The following is a 25557-nucleotide window of genomic DNA, read 5'->3' as shown; positions in this document are numbered from 1 at the left end:
CTGGTACGAAGCGCTCGGCAGTTTTGGGAATCCGTCGGGTTGACGCCCGTGAGTGGCTGCCTCTGGCTGAGAATCTGAACAGCACCGATGCTGAATATCGCTCAGCGACAGCGGACATCGCCACGCATGCGGCGCCTATTTGAGACCTATGTCGCGTCCAGATATTTCGAGAGCGACCATGCCGAGGCCAGTGGCGGCGAAGCGGGAAACACCAGGGGCGATATCGTTCACTGGCGCGAGCCGCCGCCGCGGTCTAACTCCGCGTGCGGCGGCCCGTCATCACCACGCCGGAGGCCGCGGTGTACGCCCTGCGAAAATCGCTCCTTCGATAAGCGCAGAATGCGCTCCGATCACTCAAGCACCTGGATTTCACGAGTGATCCGAATGTCGTCCGAAGCGCTTCCGACCATCAATTTGTATCTGCCCGGACGAACCCGCCATCCGGCTCTATCGACATCGTAGAAGGAAAACGCCCGGCGATCGAGCGTCAGCGTCACCTCTCGCGCCTTTCCGGCAGGCACGTCGACCTTTGCGAAGGATCGCAGCGCAATCCCTGCCTCGCCCGGTACCGGCACGTCCGGCGCGACGTACAGCTGGACCACTTCCTTGCCCGATCGGGTGCTGCCGTTGCGCAGCGTCACCTGGACCTTGACCGGCGCGTCGCCGCGTGTCCGCCCTGGCGCGCGCATGCCGGCATAGGCGAAGCGCGCATATGACAGCCCATGGCCAAAGGCGAACAACGGCTTCAGCCCGCGTGCCGCATAGCCGCGATATCCGACCTGAAGCCCTTCGAGATAATTGCTCTTTGTACCCTTCAGATCGACGGCGTCGTCCTCGGTGCTGGCCGGCAGCGAAACGGGCAGCTTGCCCGACGGGTTCACCCGGCCCGTCAGGATGTCCGCAAGCGCCGCAGCGCCTCCTTCGCCTGGCAGCCAGGTCTGGAGTATCGCATTGGCCTTGTCGTGCCAGGGCATCGTCATCGCCGCGCCGGCATTGATGACAACCGCGGTGCGCGGATTGGCGGCGATAACCGCATCGATCAGCCGGTTCTGGTCGCCCGGGAGATCGAGCGACGTCCGGTCATACCCCTCCCCTTCGGTCGTCGACGACGAACCGGCTATGACGAGCACCGCGTCCGCCGATCGCGCCGCCGTCACGGCATCGTCGATCGATGGCGCCGGCTCGCGCACGCCGAAGCTGAGATATTCGTACGGTGTCTGGCCGACCTTGTAGTCCAGCCGGAAGGGATAGCCCTTCCCCGCCACCAGTTCGAGGGAGATAGTGCGCCGGGGAATCGGAAAGCCGAGCACGTCACGGATGTCCGCGGTGGAAGGCGATGCCTTGTCGAGCACGGTCTTGCCGTCGAATATGATCGTGGCGTTCCCGGTGCCGCGCACGCTGAATTCATGGCGACCGGACTTCTCGGGCCAGAATACGCCTTCCCAGCGTAGCGAGCTGTACCCTGTGACCTGCGGCCCGGCGATATTGCCGCTGATCCGCTTGAGAAAGCTCGTCGCGATCTCGTTGCGGATGGGCGCGCCGGATGCATCGGGCGTGGCATAATAAGTCGCGTTCAGACCGTGTGCGGCGCGATCCGATTTTGGGCTGAACAACGCTGGATTGGCTGCCGGAGGCGTCTCTTCATTGTCCACGCCCTGGGCATAGGTCACCCGCACGCCAGGCAACGCCGCCCGCAACGCCTGCAGCGGCGTCACGGCATCAAACGGTACCACGGTCGAGCTGCCGCCACCCTGAATCCGCGAGACGTCGGCGTTGGGGCCGATGACGGCAAGCGACTTGATCGAAGGATCAAGTGGCAGCATGCCGGCATTCTTGAGCAGCACGATCGCTTCCTCGGCCGCTTCACGCGCAACCGCTGGATGCCGGATCGGCTTCGCATCGGGCTGGCGCGCCGCGCCGCGATCGATTGCGCCGCTCCAGAACAGCAGGCGGACGATGCGCCGGGCATTCTCATCGATCTGCGACGGCGTAACCTCGCCCGCCGCCACTGCCGCCTTCAGCTTGTCTCCGAAATGCGTCGGAGGACCAGGCATTTCGAGATCGAGGCCGCCTTTTACCGCCGGGGCGGTCGAGTGCGTCGCGCCCCAATCCGACACGACAAAGCCATCGAAGCCCCACTCCCCCTTCAGAACAGTCTTCAACAACCACGGATTTTCGGCTGCATAGACGCCGTTGATCTTGTTGTACGAAGCCATGACCGACCAGGGGTGCGTTTCCTTCACCACGGCTTCGAACGCAGGCAGATAGATTTCGCGCAAGGTGCGCTCGTCGACGATCGAGTTGACGAAGAAGCGGCTGGTTTCCTGATTATTGGCCGCGAAATGCTTCACCGATACGCCAATTCCCTCGCCCTGCACCCCACGGACATAGCCCACTGCCATGCGGGCCGTGAGCCACGGGTCTTCGGAATAGGTCTCAAAATTGCGCCCCCATCGCGGGGTCCGGACGATGTTGACGGTCGGCGCGAGCAGCACGTCGGCGCCGTGCGCGCGGGCTTCCTGGCCGATCGCCTTGCCCACCCGCTGGGCAAGCGCCGGATTCCAGGTCGCAGCCAGGGCCACGCCTACGGGAAAGACAGTTGCCGGATGCCCCTCGGGCGAGCGCACGCCGGTGGGGCCGTCGGTCATCCGAACCGAGGGGATGCCCAGACGAGGCACCGGATGTGTCGTCATCGATCCTTCGCCGGCGAGCAGCATGATCTTCTCGTCGAGCGTCAATTTCGCCAGCAGGTCGGCTACGCGATCCTCCAGCGGCGCCTTCGCATCACGATACACCGGCTCGCCCCGGTGCTGGGCCAGAGCCGGGGATACCGGCCAGGCGCTTGCAATCAGTGTCATGCACGTGGCCACCATCCACCGGCCCGGCTCCCTCACTTGATCTTCGCCAGATCTGCATCGACGCCGGCGAGCATTGCGTCGGTGAGCTTGCCGTCCGAATAGGGCTGGAGCTGACGCAGGCTGATCGCCTTGATCATTTCATACTGGGGCAGTGCGGTCAGGCCCGGCAGGTGCTTGTCCATTACCGCCTTGGCATCCTTGTCGGCGTAGAGGTCCTGGATCGCCGTATCGAGCGAGAACTTCGCCGCAGCTGCCGGCTGGGCGGCGGTCGGTGCCGTTTGTGCAGGTGCCGTCTGTGCGGACGCCATGGCAGGCAGGGCAAGCGGGACGACGGCAGCCGCAATCAACGAACGCAGGAACATCACAGTCTCTCCTTATCGGCATTGGCCGCGAAATCGGCCCCGATCATGTGCAGCCCGAGTTCGGCGATCATCGCCTCCCGGATCATGAATTTCTGGATTTTGCCGGTCACCGTCGTCGGAAATGCATCGACGATGCGAACGTAGCGCGGGATCTTGTAATGGGCGATCTGGCCGCGACAAAAGTCACGGACTGCCTCGCCGTCGAGCATCTCGCCCTGGCGCACGCGGACCCAGGCGCATAATTCCTCGCCCATCTTCGCATCGGGCACGCCAACCACCGCGACGTCCTCGATCGCGGGATGGCGATAGAGGTAATCCTCGATCTCTCGCGGATAGACATTCTCGCCGCCGCGGATCACCATATCCTTCAGGCGGCCGACGATATTGCCATATCCCTCGGCATCGATCGTCGCGAGGTCACCGCTGTGCATCCAGCCCTCGCTGTCGATCGCCTCGGCCGTGCGTTGCGGATCATTCCAATAGCCGAGCATCACCGAATAGCCACGCGTACACAGCTCCCCCGGCTGGCCCGCGGGCACCACGGCACCCTGCCCGTCGATCACCTTGCATTCGAGATGCGGCAGCACCCGGCCGATCGTGCCCACGCGACGCTCGAGCGGGTCGCCCAGTCCGGTCTGGAAGCTGACCGGGCTGGTTTCGGTCATGCCATAGCCGATGGTGACGTCGTGCATGTTCAGCCGCCCGATCACCTCCCGCATCAGCGGTTCGGGGCAGATCGCGCCCGCCATGCAGCCCGTGCGCAAGGTCGACAGATCGAAGCGGTCGAATTCGGGGTGCGCCAGCACCGCGATGAACATCGTCGGCACGCCGTAAAGCGCCGTGCACCGTTCCGCCGCGACTGCGTTCAACACCGCGCCCGGATCGAAGGCCGGCGACGGATAGACCATCGCCGCGCCATGGGTGAGACAGGCGAGATTGCCGAGCACCATGCCGAAGCAATGATAGAGCGGCACCGGAATGCAGATCCGATCGCCGGGCGTCAGGCCCATGCCGATACCGACGAAATACCCGTTGTTGAGGATGTTGCGATGGGAAAGCGTCGCCCCCTTGGGCAAACCGGTGGTGCCGCTGGTGAACTGGATGTTGATCGCGTCGTCCGCACGCAGTTCCGCGCCGATCCGGTCGAGCAGCTCGGGCTGGGAGGTTGCCAGATCGCCGAACTGCACCCAGCCCGCGCGCGGCAATCCGTCGATCTGGATCGCGTGGCACAAGGACGGCAACCGCGCGGACGGAAACCCGTCTGGCGCCAGTTCCCCGATCATGTCGAGATAGGCACTGGTCTTGAAGCGCTCGGCCACCACGATCGCCCGCAGCGCGACATGGTTGATCGTGAATTCGACTTCGGACAGTCGATAGGCCGGATTGATCGTTACCAGGATAAGTCCGGCACGCGCCGCCGCGAACTGGGTCAAAGCCCATTCGGCGCAATTGGGCGACCAGATGCCGATCCGGTCGCCCGGCACCAGCCCCAGCGCCAGCAATCCGCCCGCGAGCAGATCCGCGCGCGCCAGCAGGTCGGCAAAGGTCCAGCGGATGCCCTGCTCCACCGAAACCAGCGCCTCGCGCTCGCCCCATAGAGCGGCCGCGCGGGCCAGCGCCTCGCCGATGGTCGTCTCGAGCAAGGGCGGACTCCCGGCGCCCCGAACATGGCTGATGGCAATTGCGGTCATGCTAGCGCCCCGGTGCTACGCAACTGAAGTTCGCGGCATCGTCGGTCGACCCGCTACCCTTCCAGCGCGCCACCTGCGGAAAGGCGCAAAGGGGCCGGGTTCGCACCGGCTTTGCGGGAAAGCCGAGATAGCCCAGCATGTCGTTGTCGAACTTGGTCGCGATGATCCGCTCGGGCGCCGTCCCCCCTTGCCGCCAGCTATCCAGCGCGCCCAGCGCATCGAACACGTTGGGCCCCGGACCGGCCAGGCAATGCGACATGCCCGGCACCATGAACAGCCTGGTCGAAGCCCGCGCCTGTGCGGGATTGGCGCGCTGGACGCGTTCGAAATAGGCGATGCTGTTCTCGGGCGGGATCGCGGCATCCTGCCAGCCATGATACATCAGGAGCTTGCCGCCCCGCGCGAAGAAGCCGCGCAGATCAGGGTTGTCGGCATCGAGATTGCTGCCCTGCAGCCGCTTTGCCAACGGATAGTCGCGCGCCAGGTCAAAGTTCGCGATCTGCCAGTTCGGATCCGAATGCACCATGTAGCGCATGAATTCGGTTGCGAACTTGCCATGCTGCGAATCCGGCCCGGTCAGCCACAGATCCCAGGTGCCGGCCACGGCTTCGGCGCCCGGCTGAAAGCCATGGTAGAAGGGCTTGCCGTCTGTGCCGAGCGGCCCGCGATAGATTGCCCGCGCAGTCTCGACCTGCGGCGCGGTCAGGCAATCGGCAGCGTCCCCTGCCTTGCACTGGAGCACTACGGGATCGAACTTGCAGGAGCGCGGATCGTCGATCACGCCGTCCGCAACTCCGTCCGCCTTGTCGCACTGGGCCAGCGATGCGTTCTGCAGCAGCTTGAGCTTCGCATTGGGAATGCTCGACTCCGGCCTGCCGAAGGCCGCGAGATGGTTCGCTGCGAACGCGCTCGTCATGCGTGTCCAGGGGATCGCGGGTGCGCCGGCGATGATCGCGTCATAGTCGTCGGGAAAGCGCTGCGCTTCCATCAGCGCTTCGCGGCCACCGTCGGAACAGCCATGGAAATAGCTCGCGGCAAGCGGCGCAGTGTAATAGGCGGCGATCACGCGCTTGGCGGCCTCGGCGGCGAGATGGTTCGCCCGCCAGCCGAAATCCTTGATCCGCTCCGGTGCGCCCAGCGCCCACTCCGCCTTCACGTCACTGGTTGCGGTGTGCCCCATGTCGCTGCCGACCGAGGCATAGCCTTTCGCCACCGCACCGCGCATCAGCAATGCCGGGATCGCGATGTTGTTGCCGAACCCACCATTGCCGGCGCCGAGCAATTTGCCGTTCCAGGCGTTCCGCTCGGGCAGCCACATCTCGACCTTTATCGACGAGCCGGCGACCGGCGTGAGCACCGCCTGAACCCGGCAGAAAACCGACGTTGCAGGAAGCGCCGGCATCTCTCCGCCGGTCGATACCATGGCACCCTGGGCGACCGGCGCGGCCGCGTCGATACGCCCGTTGGGCAATGCCATTCCGGTCAGTGCGGCGCAGCTATCGACGGTTCGTGCGGCAATCGGCGATGGCGCCTTCCGCTCGTCCGCCGCGCAACTGCCTACGAGCAGAAGAAGAGCCGCGCCCGGCGCGACACGCAGGAGATCGTTCATTTGGTCAGCACCCCCAGGGCTTGCATCCAGTCCCGCATGCGGACGGTCCAGCCATCCGTCGGCTTGCCCTTGGTCGCCATGCCGAAGCCGTGGCCGCCATTGGGATAGGTCACGAATTCGGACTTTGCGCCGGCAGACCGCCACGCGGCATCCAGCCGTCCGCTGTCACCGCGCGCCAGCTTGTCGTCATCGGCGACCAGCACGAACAGCGGCGGCGCCTTTTTCGGCACGGCGATCGGATCGGGCAGCAGACCGGGATAGATGGCCGCGGCGAAATCAGGGCGACTGTCGGCATGCCCCGCCATCATCGTCCAGACGGTGACCGCGCCACCGGCCGAGAAGCCCATCATCCCCACACGGTTCGGCCGCACCCCGAAACGCGCGGCATTGGCGCGGACATACCGCACCGCCTGCTCGCCATCGGCCGTCGCCATCGGCCGAAGCGGTTCGACCGCAGTCACCAGTTCGGGGAAATGCGTCAGGCGCCGGATGAAGACCGAAGTGAAATCGTCGCCGGTCTGAAGCAACCGATAGCGCAGAACAAATGCCGTCACGCCCATCGAATTGAGCCATTTCGCCACGGCGACGCCCTCATTGTCGATCGACAGCATGTGGAAGCCACCGCCCGGCGCAATGATCACCGCGGTCCCGTTCGCGATCGCCGGATCGGCCGGATAGGGAATGATCGACGCCTGGGACACGTTGCGCGTGATCGTTCCGAACGGAAGCCGGTTTTCCGTGACTTCGGGGTGGATTGCGGCCGCGGTCGGCACAGCGGCGCGCCACAACGGGATCGCGTCATTGACCTGCGCGACTGCACAGCCGGACGATGCCAGCGAGAACATTGCCATGATGGCGAGAACGGCACGCATGCGGATATTCCTCATTTTGCGGCATCCCGTGCAGCAGAGATCGCGGTGAGCGCAGGCGTGATCGCGGGCTGCATCTCCGCCCCGGCCATGCCGATCGCGAGCGCGGCCGGTGCAGCCGCATCGAACCTGCTCCAGGCCGGCACACCCTTGCCATTGGGATCACCGGTCCTGGCGAAATTGGTCCAGTAGGCTGCCAGCAGATCGGCCGTCGCCTGATCCGCGGGCGTCGCCGCGAAGTCGGCTTTCGCCAGATTGTCGAACTGGAAGATCACGTCGGTCGCATGGCCGGCGCCGGCATCGTCCTTCCGCCTCGCCTGCGCGACATAGCCGAAGCGATAGAGCCAGGTCGGCGCACCCGAGCGCGCATGGCGGCCCGCCATTGCCATGGCGGGCTCCGCGAAGATCACGTCGCCAGCGACGTGGCGCGTCGCCGCGGCAGGCGAGCCATAGGCAGCCAGGACCGCATCCGCGCCATTCCCCAGCGTCGCGAGCGTCGGTCCATTGACCACCGGCAGGAACGCGGCGGGCACGAAGCTCAGCTCGTCGTCGTTGTTGCCGATGAGATAGGGGATATGCGCCTGCTGGCCCTTTGCGAAAATGCGATCGGCATTGTCCGGCACGATCTCGCCATCCGTGATCGGGCCGGAATAGCTCTGCTCTTCCTTGTTCATCATGTTGATACCCCCGAGAACCGTCGCGGCGGGCAATGCGCGGAGCGCGGCGAGGTCGGCGCCCTTGGCGAAAGCGGTTCCCCTGGCTTCGGCCTGCGCCAGGCTCGGCCAACTATCGCGCCCGCCGCCGGATGCGGTGATCGCCTTGGCGAACAGGCCCTTGGCGGCCGGCGAAGCCATCAGCCGCGCGACCGATTCCCCACCCGACGACTCCCCGAAGATCGTCACGTTCGAAGGATCCCCGCCAAATGCCGCGATGTTTCGCTGCACCCAGTTCAGCGCAGCGATCTGGTCCATCAGACCCCAATTGCCGGTCGGCCTGCCTCCGGCCTCGACCGTCAGCGCCGGGTGCGCGAAGAAGCCGAATCGGCCGAGCCGGTAGTTGAAGCTCACCAGCACCACGCCCCTGCCCGCCAGCCGGGCCCCGTCGGTCTCCGGGGCGGCGCTGGAACCGCTGACGAAACCGCCACCATGGATCCAGACCATCACCGGCAGCTTCGCACTCCCGGCGGCTTTGGGCGTCCAGACATTGAGAAACAGGCAATCCTCGCTCGCCGGCCGATCGCTGCCAGCCACACCTGGCGTCGCGTTCTGCAGGCAATCCGCGCCGAATTTGGTGGCCTCTAGCACGAGGTTCCAGGGCGCGGGAGCCTCCGGCCTGTGCCAACGCAGCGCCCCTGTCGGCGGCGCGGCATAGGGAATGCCCTTGAACGCAACGACCCGGCCATCGGCCGCGCCCCGTACCGGCCCGGATTCGGTGCGAACCTGCTGCGCCGCTGCGGGAACGGCCGTGCCCAGGAGCGACAGCGCGATCAGGGTACGGATCATTCTGGACCTCCCGCATGAAATTCGAAACTGCCGGGCCCCGTGTCATAGACCGCATGGCCATTCTCGCGCCGAACCAGGTTCGCTCCGGCTGGCGCCGTCACTGCGCCGAAGCGCGTCGGCACCCAGATTTCGCCGCGGGTGTTGAGCGGCACCTGCGCGCTCAGCGTCAGCCCCGTACCGTCGACCCGCCAGCCCGAAGCCGCGCGGCCGTGGATCGTTTCCATCGCCGCTTCGGCGCTTGCCAATCCCGTCGGGATCTCCGGCTTGACCAGCACGATCTTGTACCCGGGCGCACCGGGCCGCAGCCCCGCCAGCCGCTGGCGCATCCAGTCGCTGATCGACGCGAAATAGTGATGATCGCGCGACCGGCTGCCTAGGCCCCAGGATTCGAACATCGTCGAATGGCCGTTGACGATCCACCAGCCCCAGCTCGGCTCATCGGTGCGCGTCGCGACCTTGTAAGCCAGGTCGGCATGGCCATGGTCGCTCAATATCTCGAGCAGATAGCGTGTGCCGAACACCCCGGTGCGCAGCCCCTGCTTCTCGACATCGCGCGCTATCGCATCGGCGACGCCCTGTGCACGGCCGTCGGGGGCCATGCCGAACGCAAGCGCCAGCACATTCTGGATCTGCAGCGGCGGCCCCGCCACGCCCTTGGCATCGACCGTGCGATACCATCCGTTCGCATCGTCCCAGTATCGCGCATTATAGGCAGCGCGAATGGCCTCGGCGAGCGAGCGATAGCGCGCCGCGTCCTCGGCCTTGCCGATGATCTGCGACGATCTGGCGAGCAGATCGGCCTCATGGAAGAAATAGGCGGTGGTCACTGCATCGACGCCGCCGCCGCGGGCGTTGAGGAAATCCATGCTGCCGGGCGGCACCCATTCGCTGAGCCCGGATGCGCGACGATAATCGGGCGCCTTGATGAAGGTCGCGGTGTAGTCGACCAGCCTGCGCTGCATGTCGTGGCTCTGCGCCAATATCCGCGTGTCGCCATAGCTGGTGTAGAGTTCCCAGGGCAGGATCATCGTCGCCACGTCCCACGGCGTGGTCGGCCCCCAGATCAGGCTCCAGCCCGGCGTTTTGTCATAGCCGTAATAGGGTGTCGCCGGCACGATCTCGGGAACTTCCCCCGCCGGGGACTGCGCGTCGCGGAAATCGCCGAGCCATTTCGTCCAGACCCGCGCCACGTCGAGGCTGCGCACCGCCGCGCCGGCCGATGCCTGGGCATCTCCGGTCCAGCCGTTCTTCTCGAAGGTTGGCGTATCCGTCTGGAAACCGTGCAGATTGTTGAGGATGGTCGCGATCGCTGCCGCGTCGATCCTGTCGAGCAGCGGATTGGCACTGGCGAAGCTGCCCGTGCGCGCGACTGCCGAATGCACCAGCCTCACGGTCACTGTGGGCGCGCGGACGAGCCCCTCGACCTGAACATAGCGGAAGCCCCGATAGCCGAAGCTCGGCTCCCACCGCTCGCGCCCACGGCCAGCCAGCGTGTAGCGGTCGGTCTGCAACTGCGCGTCGATCAGCCCGGATGCCGGGATCGCCAGACCATCTGGTCCAAGCTGCTCGCTGCCGACCAGCGACACGGTACGGCCGCGCGCTCCGATCGCCTCCAGAACCGGCCAGCCCGCAATGATGCGGCCGAAATCATAGACCCAGATGCCGGGCGCAGCCTGCTTGACCGATACCGGCGTGAGCGTTTCGACGGGCGCTACCGCCTCCGAATTCGCCGCGACCAGCGTGCCTGTGGGCCCTGCCACCAGGCGTGCATGGGACCACCCATCCGCCTTGAACGCCGGCCGATCCCATCCAGCGGGCATCAGCCGGGCGTCATAGCGCTCACCGCGATAGATCGAATCGCCCAACGTCGGGCCAGACGCGGTCTGCCAGTCTGCATCCGTCGCGACAGTTTCCCGCGTGCCGTCCGCGTACAGGATCTCGAGTTGCGCCTTCAGCGCCGGTTCGGCGTGCCACGGGGCGACGTGGAAATACCATTCATTGGGATCGGAAACGCCGTACCAGCCGCGCCCGAGCTCGGCGCCGATGACATTCTGGCCGGAGTGGATCAGTGCAGTGACATCGTGGGTGTAGACCAGCACGCGGCGATCATAGGCGGTATAGCCCGCCCCCAGTGGAGACCCGACCGCCGTACCGTTCAGCACGATGCGTGGCATGCCGCCTGCGGCGAAATACAGCCGCGCCTGCGCAATGGGCTTGCCGGCCACGCGGAAGCCGCGGCGGAGCAGCGGCGCCGGTGCTTCGATCGGCAATACCAGATCGATATTCTTGACGCCGCTCGCTACCTCCAGCCCCGCGGCCGAAACGTTGCCGCCGGTGAACATATTGTCGTTGTGCGCGAAGCTGGTGCGGACCGCCGGGCTTCCCACGCCGTCGACCGAAACCGAGTGTATCACTGCAGCATTCGCATCCTTCGCGGTGAAGCCGATCGTGCCGTGCGTATGCGCGTCATCCTCCAGCGTATCGACGATCACGCCGTCGAGCAGGGTGACGATCCGGGTTCCCGTCGCGCGAATCGTCAGCCGGTGGCGCCGGTTCTTCAGGGGCACCGCGAGCGGCACGCGCTTGAGCACCACGCGGTTCACCGCCGAACTGGTGCCCCCCGGATAGAGGCGCTTGCCGGCGATCAGCGCCGGACCATCCTTGTCGTCGCTCAGCGTCCACACATAGGCGTCGCCATAGGTCTTGCCGTGCGGCAGCGCGCGAAACAGCAGATCGAGCGAGGTACCGGTGAGCGTGAGATCGACATCGAGGGTGACATCGCTCCAGTCATGATCGCGCCGCTCCGGCCCCGAAATCCATCCGGCACGCCAATCCGATGGCGACAGCAGACCCATTTCCCACCAGCCGGGCGCGCTCCAGCCGCCAGGCCGCCCCTCGCCGTCCCACACCTGGACCTGCCACCAATAGCGTTGCCGCGCCGCCAGCGCGGGCCCGGCATAGGCAATCTGGACATTGGCATCCGATGCGACCCTGCCGCTGTCCCAGACATGGCGTCCGGCTTCGAGCGCCTCCGGACTCGTCGCGACCCGAATACGATAGGCGGTCTGCCGCGCGACCGGCGAACGCCAGGCAAGGCGCGGTGCAGGTTCATCGATCCCGAGCGGCGCCTCGGCATATTCGACTTTCAGGCCGGTCGGCGCCGGGTCGGACGCGGCAAATCCTGCCGATCCCAGCCACAGGGCCATCAATCCTGCCAGCAGCACCAGCGCAAGGCGGATCGCATGGGATCCGCCTTGCGCTTTTCTAACGGGAACCATTGCAGACAGCAAAACCGTCGTCCCTAGAATTTCGTGCGAATGCCGAAGGAGACCAGCCGGCCCAATGTTCCGCCGTTGGTGTAGCCGGGCGCATTGTTGAGGTACGGCGGATCCTGATCGAACAGATTATCGACATTCAGCGTCAGCGCCGCGCCCTTCAGCAGATCGCTCAGATCATAGGACAGGAACACATCGACCGTATCGAATGACGAGACGCGCGTTTGCGGCAGCACGCCGGCGAGCGGGAAGCCGCTGCGATGGTTGAGCGACACACGCCCGCTCAGGTCACCATAGCGCCCGCCCAGATTGGCGACGAACGCCAGCCGGCCGGTGCCGTTCTTCAGATCGTCGCTGAACGCCCCGCCCTTGATCGTCTGGGTCTTGCGCCCCAGCGTATAGGTGCCGGAGAAGCTGGCGCTGAGCGCGCCGAAGCCGGTTTCCCGGGCATAGGCCAGGTTGAAATCGATCCCATCGGTATGGACCGCTCCAAGATTTGCGCGGGTTGCGAGGAACAGCACATAGGGTGCGCTGAAAGCATAGAGCGCGGCCAGGCTGGGCACGCCATCAATTCGCAGGCTGCCCGCTGCGGCCTGCGCCTGTGCCAGCGTGGGATTGAGGATGTAGAAGCTCGAATAATTGGGATCCGAGAACAGCACCGGAGACGTGAATGGGGGTACCGCGATCGCATCCTCGAAGCGGACGTTGAAGTAGGTTGCGCTTAGTACGAGGCCCGGTGCCGCCTCCGGCTTGAAATCGAAGCCAAGCGACCAAGTGTCCGCCGTCTCCGGCTTCAGATTGGCATTGCCACCGGCGATCGCGATGGTGGGCCGCAAGATATCGAACGGCGAACTGTTCGCCGCGCGATACGGGCTGAATGGGATGACCTGCACCCGCGAATCCACCGAATTGCCGAGATCGGCGAGGCTGGGCGCGTGGAACGACGTGCCGTAGTTGCCGCGAAGCGTGAGCGACCGGACCGGACGCCAGGTGAGCCCGATCTTGGGATTGGTGGTGCCGCCGACGTCGCTGTAGTCGTCATATCGCAGCGAGCCCGACAGCTCGAGCGCATACAGGCCCCCGGTCCGGTTGGACTCCCCGAAGATCGGGATCAGCACTTCGCCGAACAGCGATTTGACGTTGCGCTTGGCGAAGGCCCGGCCGCCGGTGATCGCGGCGACGGGGCCGCTTCCGGTGAACGAGCGGATGTCCTCGTAATGATATTCGGCGCCCGCGGCGAGGCGAACATCGCCACCCCCGAGTGCGAACAGCGGACCATCGATGATCATGCGCCCTTCGGCGATCTTCTGGTCGGCCTGGCCGTAATTGACGAAATCGTTGATCTTCGAGAGCACGCCTGGTGCCGTCGCCGACAGGTTATAGGGATTGAGCGCAGTAGCCGTGGTCGTCCCGCCAAAAGCCGCGGTGACTGCCGCCGAGTTGATCGAATCCTCGGTGGTCTCGTTCGTGCTGCGGCCATAATTGCCCAGCGCGCGAATCTGCCAGCCGCCGCCCAGTTCGAATTCCGCCGTGGGCGTGAGCCCCCAGGAGGTGAACTTCGCCGGGCTGATATTGCTGGGACCGAACACCGGCGCAAAGGAGAGCGCCACGGTCTGCGAGACTTCGGTACCCACCCGCGTGAAATAGGGATTGAGCGCGGTGATCGTCTCGCTCTGGCTCGATTGCGCCGATCGCGTGATCGTGTCGCGCTGCGACCAATAGCCGGTCAAGGCGAGGCTGAAGCGATCGTTCACCTCCTGCGTGAATCCGCCGAACACGCTGTGCCGCGTCTCGCGCGGGACGATATCGGCATAATCGGTCTGGTCGCAGCGGTTCAGCGAGCCGGGCACCCGGCCGGGCAGTGCATAGGGGATGCCGCCGATGATCAGGTTCGCCGGCGAACAGGCCGTTCCACGATTGTCATTGCCACCGCCACCGCGATTGTCGGCCGTCACATAGTCGCGGTCGATGCCCAGGATATTGTCGTGCCACGCATAGGCATAGGACAGGAAAACCGATCCCGATCCCCAATCCTTGCCCGCGATCACGCTGCCGTCGAACGCACGATACTGGTTGGCAATCCCGTAGCGCGCATTGGCGCCAAAGCCATCATAGCGCTTGCGCGTGATGAAGTTGATGACGCCCCCGATCGCATCGGATCCGTAGATCGACGAGCCGCCATCGGGAATGATCTCGACCCGTTCGATTGCATCCGGCGGAATGACCGAAGGATCGACCGAGGTCTGCAACACACCCGCGCCGACCAGCCGGTGGCCGTTCATCAGCACCAGCGTCGTCGAGCCGCCCGAGGCGCCCAGATTGCGGATATTGGGGCGAATGATCGGCAATGCATAGCTGCCGGTGCCGACCGGTACCGTGCCGAAATTGCCGACCTGCGGAACGGACGCCAGCAGATCATTTGCCGACGCCGCGCCGGTGGCCAGTACATCGGCACGATTGACGCTGACGACATTGGTGCCGACCGGCGCCACGCCGCGCAGCAGGGTACCGGTTACGACAATGTCCCTGCTGTCGCCGGCGTCCTGCTCGGTACCGGAATCAACGGGAACACCCTGCTCCTGAGGGTCCGGCTGACCGGACGAAGTCTGCGCCTGCGCCTGCGCGGCGCCGCCCCAGTACAATCCTCCCGCCATCGCCAAGGCCGAGACACCACGGCGCAGCGACCGAAACCCAATGCTCCTCGATGCGAAGAAATCGCCCCTCATTACATCCTCCCCTTGCGCCGCTTTGCGGTCACTTTTGGTGGGCTGGAGCGTCATGAAGGCCGGGCCTCGATCGTCTCCAGCTGTGCGCCGCTTCTTCGAGACGGCTCGTGCACAGGAACTCAATACGGACGGGTCAGGGCCGCGTCAATATTTTTAAAATAATGTACCGTTTTATGCATCACCTTGCCCGGTTGCGGCGATCTCGCTTCGAAATGCACTGCGAGCGAGCGCAAGCTGGTCGAGCCGGCTGCCCGTCGCCAGCACGCGCACTTGCTTGCCGATGAAGACGGCCTGCATCCGCATTGCATCGAACGAGCCGATCGCGGGAAATACCGTTTCCAATCGCCGCTGCCATGCGACTGCCTGGTCGGTGATCACCTCCCACACCGCCGGACGCAGATCGAGCCGCCGCGAGGATTCCAGGCCGATCGAATAGATCGCGATCGCGGCGCGGCCGTGCTGCGTGACTTCGCGAACGAACACGGTCGCCGTCAGATCGGCAAGAATGTCGAGCGGCCGCCCCGCCACCGCCGTCGACGCCACCATATCGCGATACCGGTCCTTGGAGCGCGCGAAGAGCTCGGCCTCGGCGGCCTTGAGCAGCGCGTCGATCGATCCGAAATGATAGGCTGGCGCCGCGATGGTGAGTCCGCTCTCGGCCGCCACCGCCTTGTAGGTGACTGCGCCGGCTCCCTGCGCGATGAGTATGTCGATCGCGCCCTGCAGGATGCGCGCGCGCGTTTCGCGCGCCTTTGGCGTGCGCCTTGCCGGAACCCCGGGTTCCTCGGGCGCTGCGGCGGCCGGTGCCCATTGCGTCACCGGATCGGCACCGGCCGAAAATACCGCTGCGAGCTGGTCCGCCGACAGCTTGAGCGGCAAGGTAATGAACAACAGGCCGATCGCCGTATCGATGCCGGAAATCACCGCATCTTCGTCGAGCTCGCCATAGATCGCACGCGCCAGATCCCGCCACGCCTCGATCAGCCTGCCAAACCATGCCCCCGCGATCGCATGCCCTTCGGAACTGCGCGCCGCTTCCAGGATGATCTCGCACCAGGCGAGCGCGGCGGTACGATTACGGCCCGCGGCGTTCGCGAGAAGGTTCGTGACGAATCCCCCCAGGTCGACGGCCCTTCCACTTTCTCGCTGGCGCTGGGCCGCCCGCTCGAACGAACGGACAAATCCATCCAGCAGGCGCTGCGATGCATCGGCGATCATGTCCCGCTTGGTTGCATAGTGATACGTCGTCGCGGCCAGCGGCACGCCCGCAGCCGCTGCGACAAGGCGATGGGTCAACCTGCCAGATCCAGACTCCGCGAGTACCGTTATGACCGCATTTGCGATTTTCGCCTTGGTCCGGGCGGCACGAAGGGCCCGCCCCTTCCGCTCGGTCGTGTGCGTTTGTGACAGGACATTCGCCAATTCGCCCTATTCCTCCCGCACTTGGTTTCGCGACGCCGGAACGCTCAACTGCAGATCACTCTGGACGATCGCAGCTGAATCGAGCCACTCGCTCGCATCAACTACCAAAGACAATTTCCGATTCCGGCGCTTATTGCCGATATTTTGAAATCTTGTACACAAAATCATCTTGCTGGAACGAAGCGCGGACGCGGCGAAATCTCGCCTGCGACGATCCACCGTCTGCAGCAGCGGCGCTTCCCGATATCGTACCTGTAGAGCCGAGGCCGCGTCAGGCCTTGGGAAACAGCGCCTTCCAGCGGCCATCCAGCTTCGCCTGCGCATCGTCCTTCTTCACCTTGGAGACGAAGGAGAGCCCCCGCAGCGCCACGCTGTGCCCACCCAGCAGGCGGCCGGATATCGTATAGCCGACATCGTATAGCGCGACATCCTCGTGCGGCTCGCCATCGACCAGGAAGCGCGTGACGATGACGACCGGCAGCCGCTCGTCCCCCCGGCTATTGTCGGGAAGATGTGCGGCTTCCCGCGCCTTTTCGAGGGCATGCTCGAACCAGGAAATTTCGATCCGCGGTTCGCCGGTGGTCTGCGCGGATGCTGCGCCTAGTGCGGCCGGGAAGAGCAGGGTCTGGCTCTGGACGGATTGCTCCGCCGAAGCGGTCTTCAGGACCAGAGTGCGCTTGCCAGCGTCCGCGACGACAAGAACCAGCGTGGCCGCGCGCGTCGAGGCACGCCGGGCGTCGGCGCTCTGCGCAGCCCTGCTGTCACTCCGCTCGCTCCAATTGTTCCACAAGGTGAGCGCCGAAATGACGACGGCGATCACCGCCAGCACTTCGCCCAGGGTAATCCACCGGCGCCGGATCGCCGCGGATTCGGCGGCACGCGCCTCGGCCCTTTCCTCGGCTTGAGTCTGGGCGGGATGATCGGGCGGGGAAGGAAGTTCGCTCACGAGGCTCGTTCCATCATCTGCCGACGGAACCGTCAAGCGCCCCGCCCCGCCGCTTCATTCGAATTCCAGGCTCTCGCCCGCACCGGAATTGGCAGCCCCGCCCATTCCCGTCCGCCCGGTCGCAAAAGATGACGCCTTTGTCGCAGCGACGTCGCCGGAAAATCGGCCCGCCAGCATCAGGCCCGTGTCGAACGCCTGTACGAAGGCTGTGCAAACCACCGGGCAGGCAAGGACCCCGCCGGCCCGGCGGAGCCTTCGCGCCCCGGGCGGAGACAGGGCGGTGCCGCGTAGTTGATCCCGCGCGGCGCCGCCCGCCCCTCATTCGAATTCGAGGATCGCCGCGTCCACGGCGAGGCTGTCGCCCGCACCGAAATTGGCGGCCTTGACCACCCCGGCCCGCTCGGCGCGCAGGATGTTCTCCATCTTCATCGCCTCGACCACGGCAAGCGGCTGGCCGGCCTCGACCTTGTCGCCGGGGCCGACATGAAGCCGGGTGAGCAGGCCAGGCATCGGCGCGAGCAGGAACTTGCTCATGTCGGGCGGCACCTTCTCGATCATATGGTGCCGGAACTGCGCGACATGCGGCGGATAGACTTCGACGAGGTGCGAGGCACCGTGCGCCGTGAGCTTCCAGGTCGCGCCCTTGCGCGCGACGCCGACGCTGAGCGGCGCACCATCGACCACGGCAGTGAGGATCAGATTGTCCGCCTGCCATTCGCCGTCGATCTCGATCGGCTGACCATCGACCGTGACTTCTTCATCGACTACGACCGCAAACCGCTCGCCATCGATCAGCACCACGCGTTCGTCGCCGACAGCGACTGGTCCATTGAGCTGCCCGGACGTCCCAGCAGCCCGTTCGGCGCGCTCGATGTCGATGACCGCCGCCAGCGCCGCCAGCTTGCGCTTGAGAACCTCCGAGGCCGGAGCACCATGGAACCCCTCAGGATATTCCTCGGCGATGAACCCGGTGGTGATCTCGCCCGAACGGAAACGCGGATGCTGCATCAGCGCCGAGAGAAAATCGATATTGTGGCCGATGCCGTCGATCCGGAACCGATCGAGCGCCGCCACCTGCTGGTCCGCCGCCTCGTCGCGCGTCTCGCCCCAGGTGATCAGCTTGGCGATCATCGGATCGTAGAACATCGAGATCTCGCTGCCCTCGGTCACGCCGTCATCGACCCGGACATAGCCATGGTCGCCGCGGGTCCCGGGAGCGCCATAGGGCGTCTCCTCGCTCGCCGGCGGACGGTAGCGCACCAGACGCCCCGTGCTCGGCAGGAAGCCGCGATAGGGGTCCTCGGCATAGACCCGGTTCTCGATCGCCCAGCCGGTCAGCTTGATGTCGTCCTGGCCGAACGCCAGCTTCTCGCCCGCCGCCACGCGGATCATCTGCTCTACCAGGTCGAGGCCCGTGACCGCCTCGGTCACCGGATGCTCCACCTGCAGGCGGGTGTTCATCTCGAGGAAGTAGAAGCCCGCGCCGGTCTCGTCGGCGCCCGAGACGATCAGCTCGACCGTGCCCGCGCTGAAATAGCCCACCGCCCGCGCCAGCGCGACCGCCTGCTCGCCCATCGCCTTGCGCATCTCAGGGGAAACGAACGGCGACGGCGCCTCCTCGACCACCTTCTGGTGACGGCGCTGGATCGAGCATTCGCGCTCGCCCAGATAGACGATGTTGCCATGCTGGTCGCCCAGCACCTGGATCTCGATGTGGCGCGGCTGCTCGATGAATTTCTCGATGAACACGCGGTCGTCGCCGAAGCTCGCCAGCCCCTCGCGCTTGGTCGCCTCGAAGCCTTCGCGGACGTCGGTTTCGCCATAGGCGAGGCGCATGCCCTTGCCGCCGCCGCCGGCCGAGGCCTTCATCATCACCGGATAGCCGATCTCGCCTGCGATCCGCACGGCATGCTCGGTATCGTCGATCTCGCCGACATAGCCGGGGACCACGTTCACGCCCGCCTGCTTGGCGAGCTTCTTGGACTCGATCTTGTCGCCCATCGCCGCGATCGCGCCGGGGGGCGGACCGACGAAAGCGATCCCGGCCTCCGCACAGGACTTGGCGAAGCTCTCGCGCTCGGAGAGGAAGCCATAACCCGGATGGATGCAATCCGCCCCGGTCTCCTTGGCGGCGAGCAGGATCAGCTCGGCCTTGAGATAGCTCTCCGCCGCCGGCGCCGGCCCGAGCCGCACCGCCTCGTCCGCCATCAGCACATGCGGCGCACGGGCGTCAGCGTCCGAATAGACCGCCACGGTGGCGATACCCATCTTCTTGGCGGTGCGCATCACGCGGCACGCGATCTCGCCACGATTGGCGACCAGGATCTTCTTGAACATCAGCGTAGCATCTTCCGAAGAATGAGGCCGGTGACGAGCAGGTACGAGCCGAGGCTCACCCATCCCAGGACCATCGTGAACGTACTGAACCACTGGTGGATCGGATGATCCATCCGCGCGAAGAAAGCCGTGCTGCCAAAGCCGGTCGCGAACCATATCGCCACGGTGAGCACTGCCCACGCGACGGCCAGGCCGATCGTCACCAGAAGCGCACGGCCAAGCTTCACTCCGCCGCCTCCAGCTCCACCTTCACTTCCGCCTGCATCGGCTTCACGCCCAGCCGCGCGAACAGCGCCGCGTCCTTGTCGTCGCCGGCATTGCCCGCGGTCAGCAGCTTGTCGCCGGTGAAGATCGAGTTGGCGCCCGCCATGAAGCACAGCGCCTGGGTCGCGTCGCTCATGCTCTCGCGCCCGGCGGAGAGGCGGACCATGCTCTCCGGCATCGTGATCCGCGCCACCGCGATCGTGCGGACGAACTCGATGTCGTCGATCTGGGCGAGCGGCGTGTCGGCCAGCATGTTGCCGAGCACCGTGCCCTTGATCGGCACCAGCGCATTCACCGGCACGCTGCCCGGATGCACCGGCAGGGTGGCCAGCGCATGGATGAAGCCGACGCGGTCCGGCCGCGTCTCGCCCATGCCGACGATGCCGCCGCAGCACACATTGATCCCCGCCTCACGGACATGTTCGAGCGTATCGAGCCGCTCCTCGAACGTCCGGGTAGTGATCACCTCGGCATAGCGTTGAGGGGACGTGTCGATATTGTGGTTGTAATAGTCGAGCCCGGCATCGGCGAGCATCTGCGCCTGCTTCTCGCTGAGCATGCCCAGCGTCATGCAGGTTTCCATTCCCATCGCGCGGACGCCCTGCACCATCTCGACGATGGCGGGCATGTCGCGATCCTTGGGATTGCGCCAGGCGGCGCCCATGCAAAAGCGCGACGAGCCATGGTCCTTGGCCTGCGCCGCGGCCTGCAGCACCTGGCGCACGTCCATCAGCTTGGTCGCCTTCAGGCCCGTCTCGGCCGAGACCGACTGGCTGCAATAGCCGCAATCCTCCGGGCAACCGCCCGTCTTGATCGAGAGCAGCGTGGAGAGCTGCACCTCGTTCGGCGTGTGGTTGGCCCGGTGCACTTCGGCGGCGCGGAACACGAGCTCGGTGAACGGCAGGTCGAACAGCGCGGCGATCTCGTCGCGGGTCCAGTCGGTACGGGTCATGCTTTCAGGGTCCAGGTAAAGAGATAGACGAACATGCCGACTCCGACGGCGAGCAGCATGGGGGCCGTGATGCGGTAGAAATCGACGCCCTTGCCCAGGGGAAGCCCCTTGAACCGCGTGCGCACGATCTCGGCAGCGCCGCTGAAGGACAGCAGCGCCGCGCCGCTGAGCACGACGAGCACGGCGGCGATCAACCCGGGGGGAAAGCCCTTGGCATTGGGCAACAGCGCGAGAACGCCGCCCAGCGACACGATGCAGAGCGAAGTGAGATGCTTGAAATAGTCGTAGAGCAGCGTTGCGTCGCCGGTCTCCACCGCCACCACTTCCTCGTCAATTTCCGTCATTCGGCTGCTTCCTCCACGGGCGGCATGTTGTGCCCGAGGAGTCTCAGCACTTCTTCGGCAGCTTTGACAAGGTTGGTGCCCGGCCCGAAGATCGCCTGCACGCCCGCCTCGCGCAGGAACTCATAGTCCTGTGCCGGTATCACGCCGCCGGCGATCACCTTGATGTCCGCCCTGCCCGCTGCCTGCAGTTCCCGGATCAGCTCCGGGATCAGCGTCTTGTGGCCGGCAGCGAGGCTCGAGGCGCCGACCACGTCGACATCGCTCTCGATCGCCAACGCGGCGGCTTCCTGCGGGGTCTGGAACAAGGGTCCCGGCACCACATCGAAGCCGAGGTCGCCGAACGCCGAGGAGACCAGGTTGGCGCCGCGGTCATGCCCGTCCTGCCCCATCTTGGCGACGAGCATGCGCGGCTTGCGGCCAAGCCGGCGTTCGGTGGCGGTCACCCCGTCCTTGAGCCGCTCCCACACGACGTCGTCCTGATAGGCGCCGCCATAGATGCCCTGCACCGGGGTCGGCTTGGTGGCGTAGCGGCCGAAGCCCGCTTCCATCGCCGCGCTGATCTCGCCCAGCGTCGCACGCGCACGCGCTGCCTCGACTGCCAGCGCGAGCAGGTTGTCGCCGCCCCGCGCGCCGTCCTGCAGCGCGAACAGCGCCGCCTGGCACGCCGCCTCGTCGCGGCTTGCCTTTACCCGCTTGATCCGCGCGATCTGCGCCTCGCGTACGGCGTGGTTGTCGACATCGAGGATGTCGATCGGCTCTTCCTCTGCCTTGCGGTACTTGTTGACGCCGACGATCACCTGCTCGCCGCGATCGATCCGCGCCGCGGTCGCCGCCGCCGCCTGCTCGATCATCGCCTTGGGCCAGCCCGCCGCCACGGCCTTTGCCATGCCGCCCTCGGCATCGACCCGCTCGATGATCTCCCAGGCCTTGTCGACCAGCTCCTGGGTCAGGCTCTCGATATAGTAGCTGCCGCCCAGCGGATCGACGACATTGCACATGCCGGTCTCCTCCTGGATGACCAGCTGGGTGTTGCGCGCGATGCGAGCCGAGAAATCCGTCGGCAACGCGATCGCTTCGTCGAGCGCGTTGGTGTGCAGGCTCTGGGTGCCGCCGAGCATCGCGGCCATCGCCTCGATCGTGGTGCGGATGACGTTGTTGTACGGGTCCTGCTCGGTCAGCGACACGCCCGAAGTCTGGCAGTGGGTGCGCAGCATCTTGGAGCGCTCGTCCTGCGCGCCCAGCTTCGTCATCACCCGGTGCCAGAGCACGCGGGCGGCGCGCAGCTTCGACACCTCCATGAAGAAGTTCATGCCGATCGCGAAGAAGAAGCTCAGCCGCCCGGCGAACTTGTCGATGTCCAGCCCGCTGGCGACGCCGTATTTCACATATTCCATGCCGTCGGCGATGGTGAAGGCAAGCTCCTGCACCTGCGTCGCGCCAGCCTCCTGCATATGATAGCCGGAGATAGAAATACTGTTGAATTTCGGCATGTTCGCGCTGGTATATGCGAAGATGTCCGAGATGATCCGCATGCTCGGTTCGGGCGGGTAGATATAGGTGTTGCGGACCATGAACTCCTTGAGGATGTCGTTCTGGATGGTCCCGTCGAGCAGGCTCTTGTCGACGCCCTGCTCCTCGCCCGCGACGATGAAGAAGGCGAGCACGGGGATCACCGCGCCGTTCATCGTCATGCTGACCGACATCTTGTCGAGCGGGATGCCGTCGAACAGGATCTTCATGTCCTCGACGCTGTCGATCGCCACGCCCGCCTTGCCGACATCGCCGGTGACGCGCGGATGGTCGCTGTCATAGCCGCGGTGGGTGGCGAGGTCGAAGGCGACGCTCAGTCCCTTCTGCCCGGCAGCGAGGTTGCGTCGGTAGAAGGCGTTGGAGGCCTCGGCAGTCGAGAAGCCGGCGTACTGTCGGATGGTCCAGGGCCGCCCGGCATACATCGACGCGCGCACGCCGCGGGTGAACGGCGCGAAGCCCGGCAGGCCGGGGTCGATGTCCGCCACGTCCTCGGCGGTATAGAGCGGCTTGACCTCGATGCCCTCGGGCGTGTGCCACGTCAGGTTCTTGCCCTTGACCTCCTTATCGGCCAGCGCCTTCCAGTCCTCAGTGCTCGCCACGCCCTTAGTGGTCATGGGGCGTCTCCATGATTTCGGTCAGCACCCCGCCCATGTCCTTCGGGTGGACGAAGAAGATCGGCGTGCCGTGCGCGCCGATGCGCGGCTCGCCGAGCACCTTGGCGCCCTTGGCCTCGAACCAGGCCTTGGCCTCGTGGATGTCCGGCACCTCATAGCAGAGGTGATGCTGCCCGCCGGCCGGGTTCTTCGCCAGGAAGCCATGGATCGGCGAGGCCTCGCCCAGCGGCTCGATCAGTTCGATCTGGCTGTTCGGCGTATCGACGAAGCACACCTTCACGCCCTGCGCCGGCAGGTCGAACGGCTCGCGGATCACCTCCGCGCCCATCACCTCGCGGTAAAAGGCGATCGACGCTTCGATGGAGGGCGTCGCGACGCCGACATGGTTGAGGCGACCGAGTTTCATGCAGAAGGCTCCCAAATCCGGCCCGGCTCCATCAACCGCTCGCGCCAGGCTGCAAGTTCAGCATCGCATTTATCGAGCAGGCCCCGAAGCTGGGTAAGATCGAACTCGAATTGCCCACCATCTGTATCGAACAGGACGCTTGTCCGCCCATGCTGGTCTATCGACATGTCGATCAATACCTTACCACCTAGCGCGACCTCGACGCCGATGGTGTCCGGATCGTTCGCGGAGACGTACTGAAAAGTCAGCAGCTCCGGATCGACCAGACTAGAGCGGAATATTGTCATGCTTCTTCCAAGGGTTCTCGAGCTGCTTGTTGCGCAGCTTCCGAAGCCCCAAGGCGATGCGGCGGCGGGTGGAGTGCGGCATGATCACCTCGTCCACGAAACCCTTCGCAGCCGCAACGAACGGATTGGCGAAGCGTGCCTCATATTCGGCAGTCCGCTCGGCGATCTCTTCCGGCGTCTTGCCCCGGAAGATGATCTCCACCGCGCCCTTGGCGCCCATCACCGCGATCTCGGCGGTCGGCCAGGCATAGTTGAGGTCGCCGCGCAGATGCTTGGAAGCCATCACGTCATAGGCGCCGCCATAGGCCTTGCGGGTGATCACGGTGATCTTGGGCACGGTCGCCTCGGCATAGGCGAAGAGCAGCTTCGCGCCGTGCTTGATGATGCCCGAATGCTCCTGGCCGACACCCGGCAGGAAGCCCGGCACATCGACAAAGGTGACGATCGGAATCTCGAACGCATCGCAGAAGCGCACGAACCGCGCCGCCTTCTTGGAGCTGTTGATGTCCAGGCACCCGGCCAGCACCATCGGCTGGTTGGCGACCACGCCCACGGTGCGCCCCTCGATCCGGCCGAAGCCGATCAGGATGTTGCCGGCATGGCTCGGCTGCAGCTCGAAGAACTCGCCCTCGTCGAGCGTCTTCCGGATCAGCTCGTGCATGTCGTACGGCTGGTTCGCGCTCGGCGGGATCAGGGTGTCGAGGCTGGGCTCAAGGCGATCCCAGGGATCGTCGCTCGGGCGTTCCGGGACAGCCTCGCGGTTCGAGGCGGGAAGGAAGTCCACGAAGTCGCGGGCCGCGAGCAGCGCCTCGATATCGTTATCGAAGGCCACGTCAGCGACCCCCGACTTCGTGGTATGCGTCACAGCTCCGCCCAGTTCCTCCTGCGTGACGATCTCGTTGGTAACGGTCTTCACTACATCTGGGCCGGTGACGAACATGTACGATGAATCCTTCACCATGAAGATGAAGTCGGTCATCGCGGGAGAATAGACGGCCCCGCCTGCGCAGGGGCCCATGATCAGGCTGAGCTGGGGCACCACGCCGCTCGCCAATACGTTGCGCTGGAACACCTCGGCATAGCCGCCGAGCGACGCGACACCCTCCTGGATGCGCGCGCCGCCGCTGTCGTTGAGGCCGATCACGGGCGCACCGACCTTCATCGCCATGTCCATGATCTTGCAGATCTTCTGCGCGTGGCGCTCGCTCAAGCTACCGCCGAACACGGTGAAGTCCTGGCTGAACACGAAGACAAGGCGGCCGTTGATCGTGCCCGATCCGGTGACGACGCCGTCACCGGGGACGATCTGGTCCTGCATGCCGAAGTCGACGCAGTTGTGCTCGACATACATGTCGAGCTCTTCGAACGATCCCTGGTCGAGCAGCACCTCGACGCGCTCCCTTGCGGTGAGCTTGCCCTTGGCGTGCTGCGCGTCGATCCGCTTCTGCCCCCCGCCCACACGGGCGGCGGCGCGACGGCGTTCCAGTTCCTCGATCGTCGACGACATGCGGTTCCCCTTGGAATTGGCTGCCTCTGCATCGGGACATGCGTCCTTCGCAAATG

General features: G+C 65.5%; 18 protein-coding genes. All 18 read right to left on the bottom strand.

Going from position 1 to position 25557, the window contains the following annotated elements:
- Positions 1-350: 350 nt before the first annotated feature.
- Positions 351-2858, bottom strand: a complete 2508-nt coding sequence (locus GGR46_RS05740; protein WP_183995368.1) for a glycoside hydrolase family 3 C-terminal domain-containing protein — start codon at positions 2856-2858, stop codon at positions 351-353.
- 32 nt (positions 2859-2890) lie between these two features.
- Complete coding sequence (locus GGR46_RS05735) at positions 2891-3166, bottom strand: hypothetical protein (protein ID WP_246425904.1); 276 nt, start codon at positions 3164-3166, stop codon at positions 2891-2893.
- Positions 3167-3219: 53 nt separating this feature from the next.
- Positions 3220-4911 (bottom strand): AMP-binding protein, encoded by a 1692-nt coding sequence (locus tag GGR46_RS05730; RefSeq protein ID WP_183995364.1) that lies wholly within the window; start codon positions 4909-4911, stop codon positions 3220-3222.
- A gap of 1 nt (position 4912) precedes the next feature.
- The gene (locus tag GGR46_RS05725) at positions 4913-6520 is read right to left on the bottom strand and encodes a tannase/feruloyl esterase family alpha/beta hydrolase (protein WP_183995362.1); all 1608 of its coding nucleotides are present in this window, start codon (positions 6518-6520) and stop codon (positions 4913-4915) included.
- Positions 6517-7392 carry an alpha/beta hydrolase gene (locus GGR46_RS05720; RefSeq protein ID WP_183995360.1) on the bottom strand — a complete coding sequence of 292 codons (876 nt, stop codon included), beginning with the start codon at positions 7390-7392 and terminating at the stop codon, positions 6517-6519. The genes GGR46_RS05725 and GGR46_RS05720 overlap by 4 nt, the downstream gene beginning before the upstream one ends.
- An 11-nt stretch (positions 7393-7403) precedes the next feature.
- A complete protein-coding gene (locus GGR46_RS05715) occupies positions 7404-8891 on the bottom strand; it encodes a carboxylesterase/lipase family protein (RefSeq protein WP_183995358.1) in 1488 nt (495 codons plus the stop codon).
- Entirely contained in the window at positions 8888-12097 is a 3210-nt protein-coding gene (locus GGR46_RS05710) for an alpha-L-rhamnosidase (RefSeq protein ID WP_183995356.1), read from the bottom strand. Before GGR46_RS05710 ends, GGR46_RS05715 begins: the two co-directional genes overlap by 4 nt.
- Before the next feature lie 95 nt (positions 12098-12192).
- Positions 12193-14820, bottom strand: a complete 2628-nt coding sequence (locus tag GGR46_RS25700) for a TonB-dependent receptor domain-containing protein (protein WP_183995354.1) — start codon at positions 14818-14820, stop codon at positions 12193-12195.
- A 243-nt stretch (positions 14821-15063) separates the two neighbouring features.
- Entirely contained in the window at positions 15064-16188 is a 1125-nt protein-coding gene (locus tag GGR46_RS05700; protein ID WP_183995351.1) for a TetR/AcrR family transcriptional regulator, read from the bottom strand.
- A 397-nt stretch (positions 16189-16585) separates the two neighbouring features.
- Positions 16586-17260: a hypothetical protein gene (locus tag GGR46_RS05695; protein ID WP_183995349.1), complete on the bottom strand. Its 675-nt coding sequence runs from the start codon at positions 17258-17260 to the stop codon at positions 16586-16588.
- 318 nt (positions 17261-17578) lie between these two features.
- On the bottom strand, positions 17579-19597 hold the full coding sequence (locus GGR46_RS05690) for an acetyl-CoA carboxylase biotin carboxylase subunit (RefSeq protein WP_183995347.1): 2019 nt from the start codon (positions 19595-19597) through the stop codon (positions 17579-17581).
- Positions 19597-19824 carry a hypothetical protein gene (locus GGR46_RS05685; protein ID WP_183995345.1) on the bottom strand — a complete coding sequence of 76 codons (228 nt, stop codon included), beginning with the start codon at positions 19822-19824 and terminating at the stop codon, positions 19597-19599. The genes GGR46_RS05690 and GGR46_RS05685 overlap by 1 nt, the downstream gene beginning before the upstream one ends.
- Positions 19821-20813, bottom strand: a complete 993-nt coding sequence (gene bioB / locus GGR46_RS05680; protein WP_183995343.1) for a biotin synthase BioB — start codon at positions 20811-20813, stop codon at positions 19821-19823. Before bioB ends, GGR46_RS05685 begins: the two co-directional genes overlap by 4 nt.
- Positions 20810-21157: a hypothetical protein gene (locus tag GGR46_RS05675; protein WP_183995341.1), complete on the bottom strand. Its 348-nt coding sequence runs from the start codon at positions 21155-21157 to the stop codon at positions 20810-20812. Before GGR46_RS05675 ends, bioB begins: the two co-directional genes overlap by 4 nt.
- Positions 21154-23301 carry a methylmalonyl-CoA mutase gene (scpA, locus tag GGR46_RS05670; protein WP_183995339.1) on the bottom strand — a complete coding sequence of 716 codons (2148 nt, stop codon included), beginning with the start codon at positions 23299-23301 and terminating at the stop codon, positions 21154-21156. Before scpA ends, GGR46_RS05675 begins: the two co-directional genes overlap by 4 nt.
- Positions 23291-23707: a methylmalonyl-CoA epimerase gene (gene mce, locus GGR46_RS05665; RefSeq protein ID WP_183995338.1), complete on the bottom strand. Its 417-nt coding sequence runs from the start codon at positions 23705-23707 to the stop codon at positions 23291-23293. Before mce ends, scpA begins: the two co-directional genes overlap by 11 nt.
- Positions 23704-23994, bottom strand: a complete 291-nt coding sequence (locus GGR46_RS05660) for a hypothetical protein (protein WP_183995336.1) — start codon at positions 23992-23994, stop codon at positions 23704-23706. Before GGR46_RS05660 ends, mce begins: the two co-directional genes overlap by 4 nt.
- Positions 23975-25501 carry an acyl-CoA carboxylase subunit beta gene (locus tag GGR46_RS05655; protein WP_183995334.1) on the bottom strand — a complete coding sequence of 509 codons (1527 nt, stop codon included), beginning with the start codon at positions 25499-25501 and terminating at the stop codon, positions 23975-23977. Before GGR46_RS05655 ends, GGR46_RS05660 begins: the two co-directional genes overlap by 20 nt.
- Positions 25502-25557: the final 56 nt, after the last annotated feature.

Source organism: Sphingomonas kyeonggiensis (assembly GCF_014196745.1).
Lineage (GTDB): Bacteria > Pseudomonadota > Alphaproteobacteria > Sphingomonadales > Sphingomonadaceae > Sphingomonas > Sphingomonas kyeonggiensis.
This window is presented reverse-complemented; position numbering and strand designations above follow the sequence as displayed.

Coding starts and splice junctions, on each gene's coding strand:
- GGR46_RS05740 (WP_183995368.1), bottom strand. CDS start 2,858: ATGACACTGATTGCAAGCGCCTGGCCGGTATCCCCGGCTCTGGCCCAG.
- GGR46_RS05735 (WP_246425904.1), bottom strand. CDS start 3,166: ATGGCGTCCGCACAGACGGCACCTGCACAAACGGCACCGACCGCCGCC.
- GGR46_RS05730 (WP_183995364.1), bottom strand. CDS start 4,911: ATGACCGCAATTGCCATCAGCCATGTTCGGGGCGCCGGGAGTCCGCCC.
- GGR46_RS05725 (WP_183995362.1), bottom strand. CDS start 6,520: ATGAACGATCTCCTGCGTGTCGCGCCGGGCGCGGCTCTTCTTCTGCTC.
- GGR46_RS05720 (WP_183995360.1), bottom strand. CDS start 7,392: ATGCGTGCCGTTCTCGCCATCATGGCAATGTTCTCGCTGGCATCGTCC.
- GGR46_RS05715 (WP_183995358.1), bottom strand. CDS start 8,891: ATGATCCGTACCCTGATCGCGCTGTCGCTCCTGGGCACGGCCGTTCCC.
- GGR46_RS05710 (WP_183995356.1), bottom strand. CDS start 12,097: ATGGCCCTGTGGCTGGGATCGGCAGGATTTGCCGCGTCCGACCCGGCG.
- GGR46_RS25700 (WP_183995354.1), bottom strand. CDS start 14,820: ATGGCGGGAGGATTGTACTGGGGCGGCGCCGCGCAGGCGCAGGCGCAG.
- GGR46_RS05690 (WP_183995347.1), bottom strand. CDS start 19,597: ATGTTCAAGAAGATCCTGGTCGCCAATCGTGGCGAGATCGCGTGCCGC.
- bioB (WP_183995343.1), bottom strand. CDS start 20,813: ATGACCCGTACCGACTGGACCCGCGACGAGATCGCCGCGCTGTTCGAC.
- GGR46_RS05675 (WP_183995341.1), bottom strand. CDS start 21,157: ATGACGGAAATTGACGAGGAAGTGGTGGCGGTGGAGACCGGCGACGCA.
- scpA (WP_183995339.1), bottom strand. CDS start 23,301: ATGACCACTAAGGGCGTGGCGAGCACTGAGGACTGGAAGGCGCTGGCC.
- mce (WP_183995338.1), bottom strand. CDS start 23,707: ATGAAACTCGGTCGCCTCAACCATGTCGGCGTCGCGACGCCCTCCATC.
- GGR46_RS05660 (WP_183995336.1), bottom strand. CDS start 23,994: ATGACAATATTCCGCTCTAGTCTGGTCGATCCGGAGCTGCTGACTTTT.
- GGR46_RS05655 (WP_183995334.1), bottom strand. CDS start 25,501: ATGTCGTCGACGATCGAGGAACTGGAACGCCGTCGCGCCGCCGCCCGT.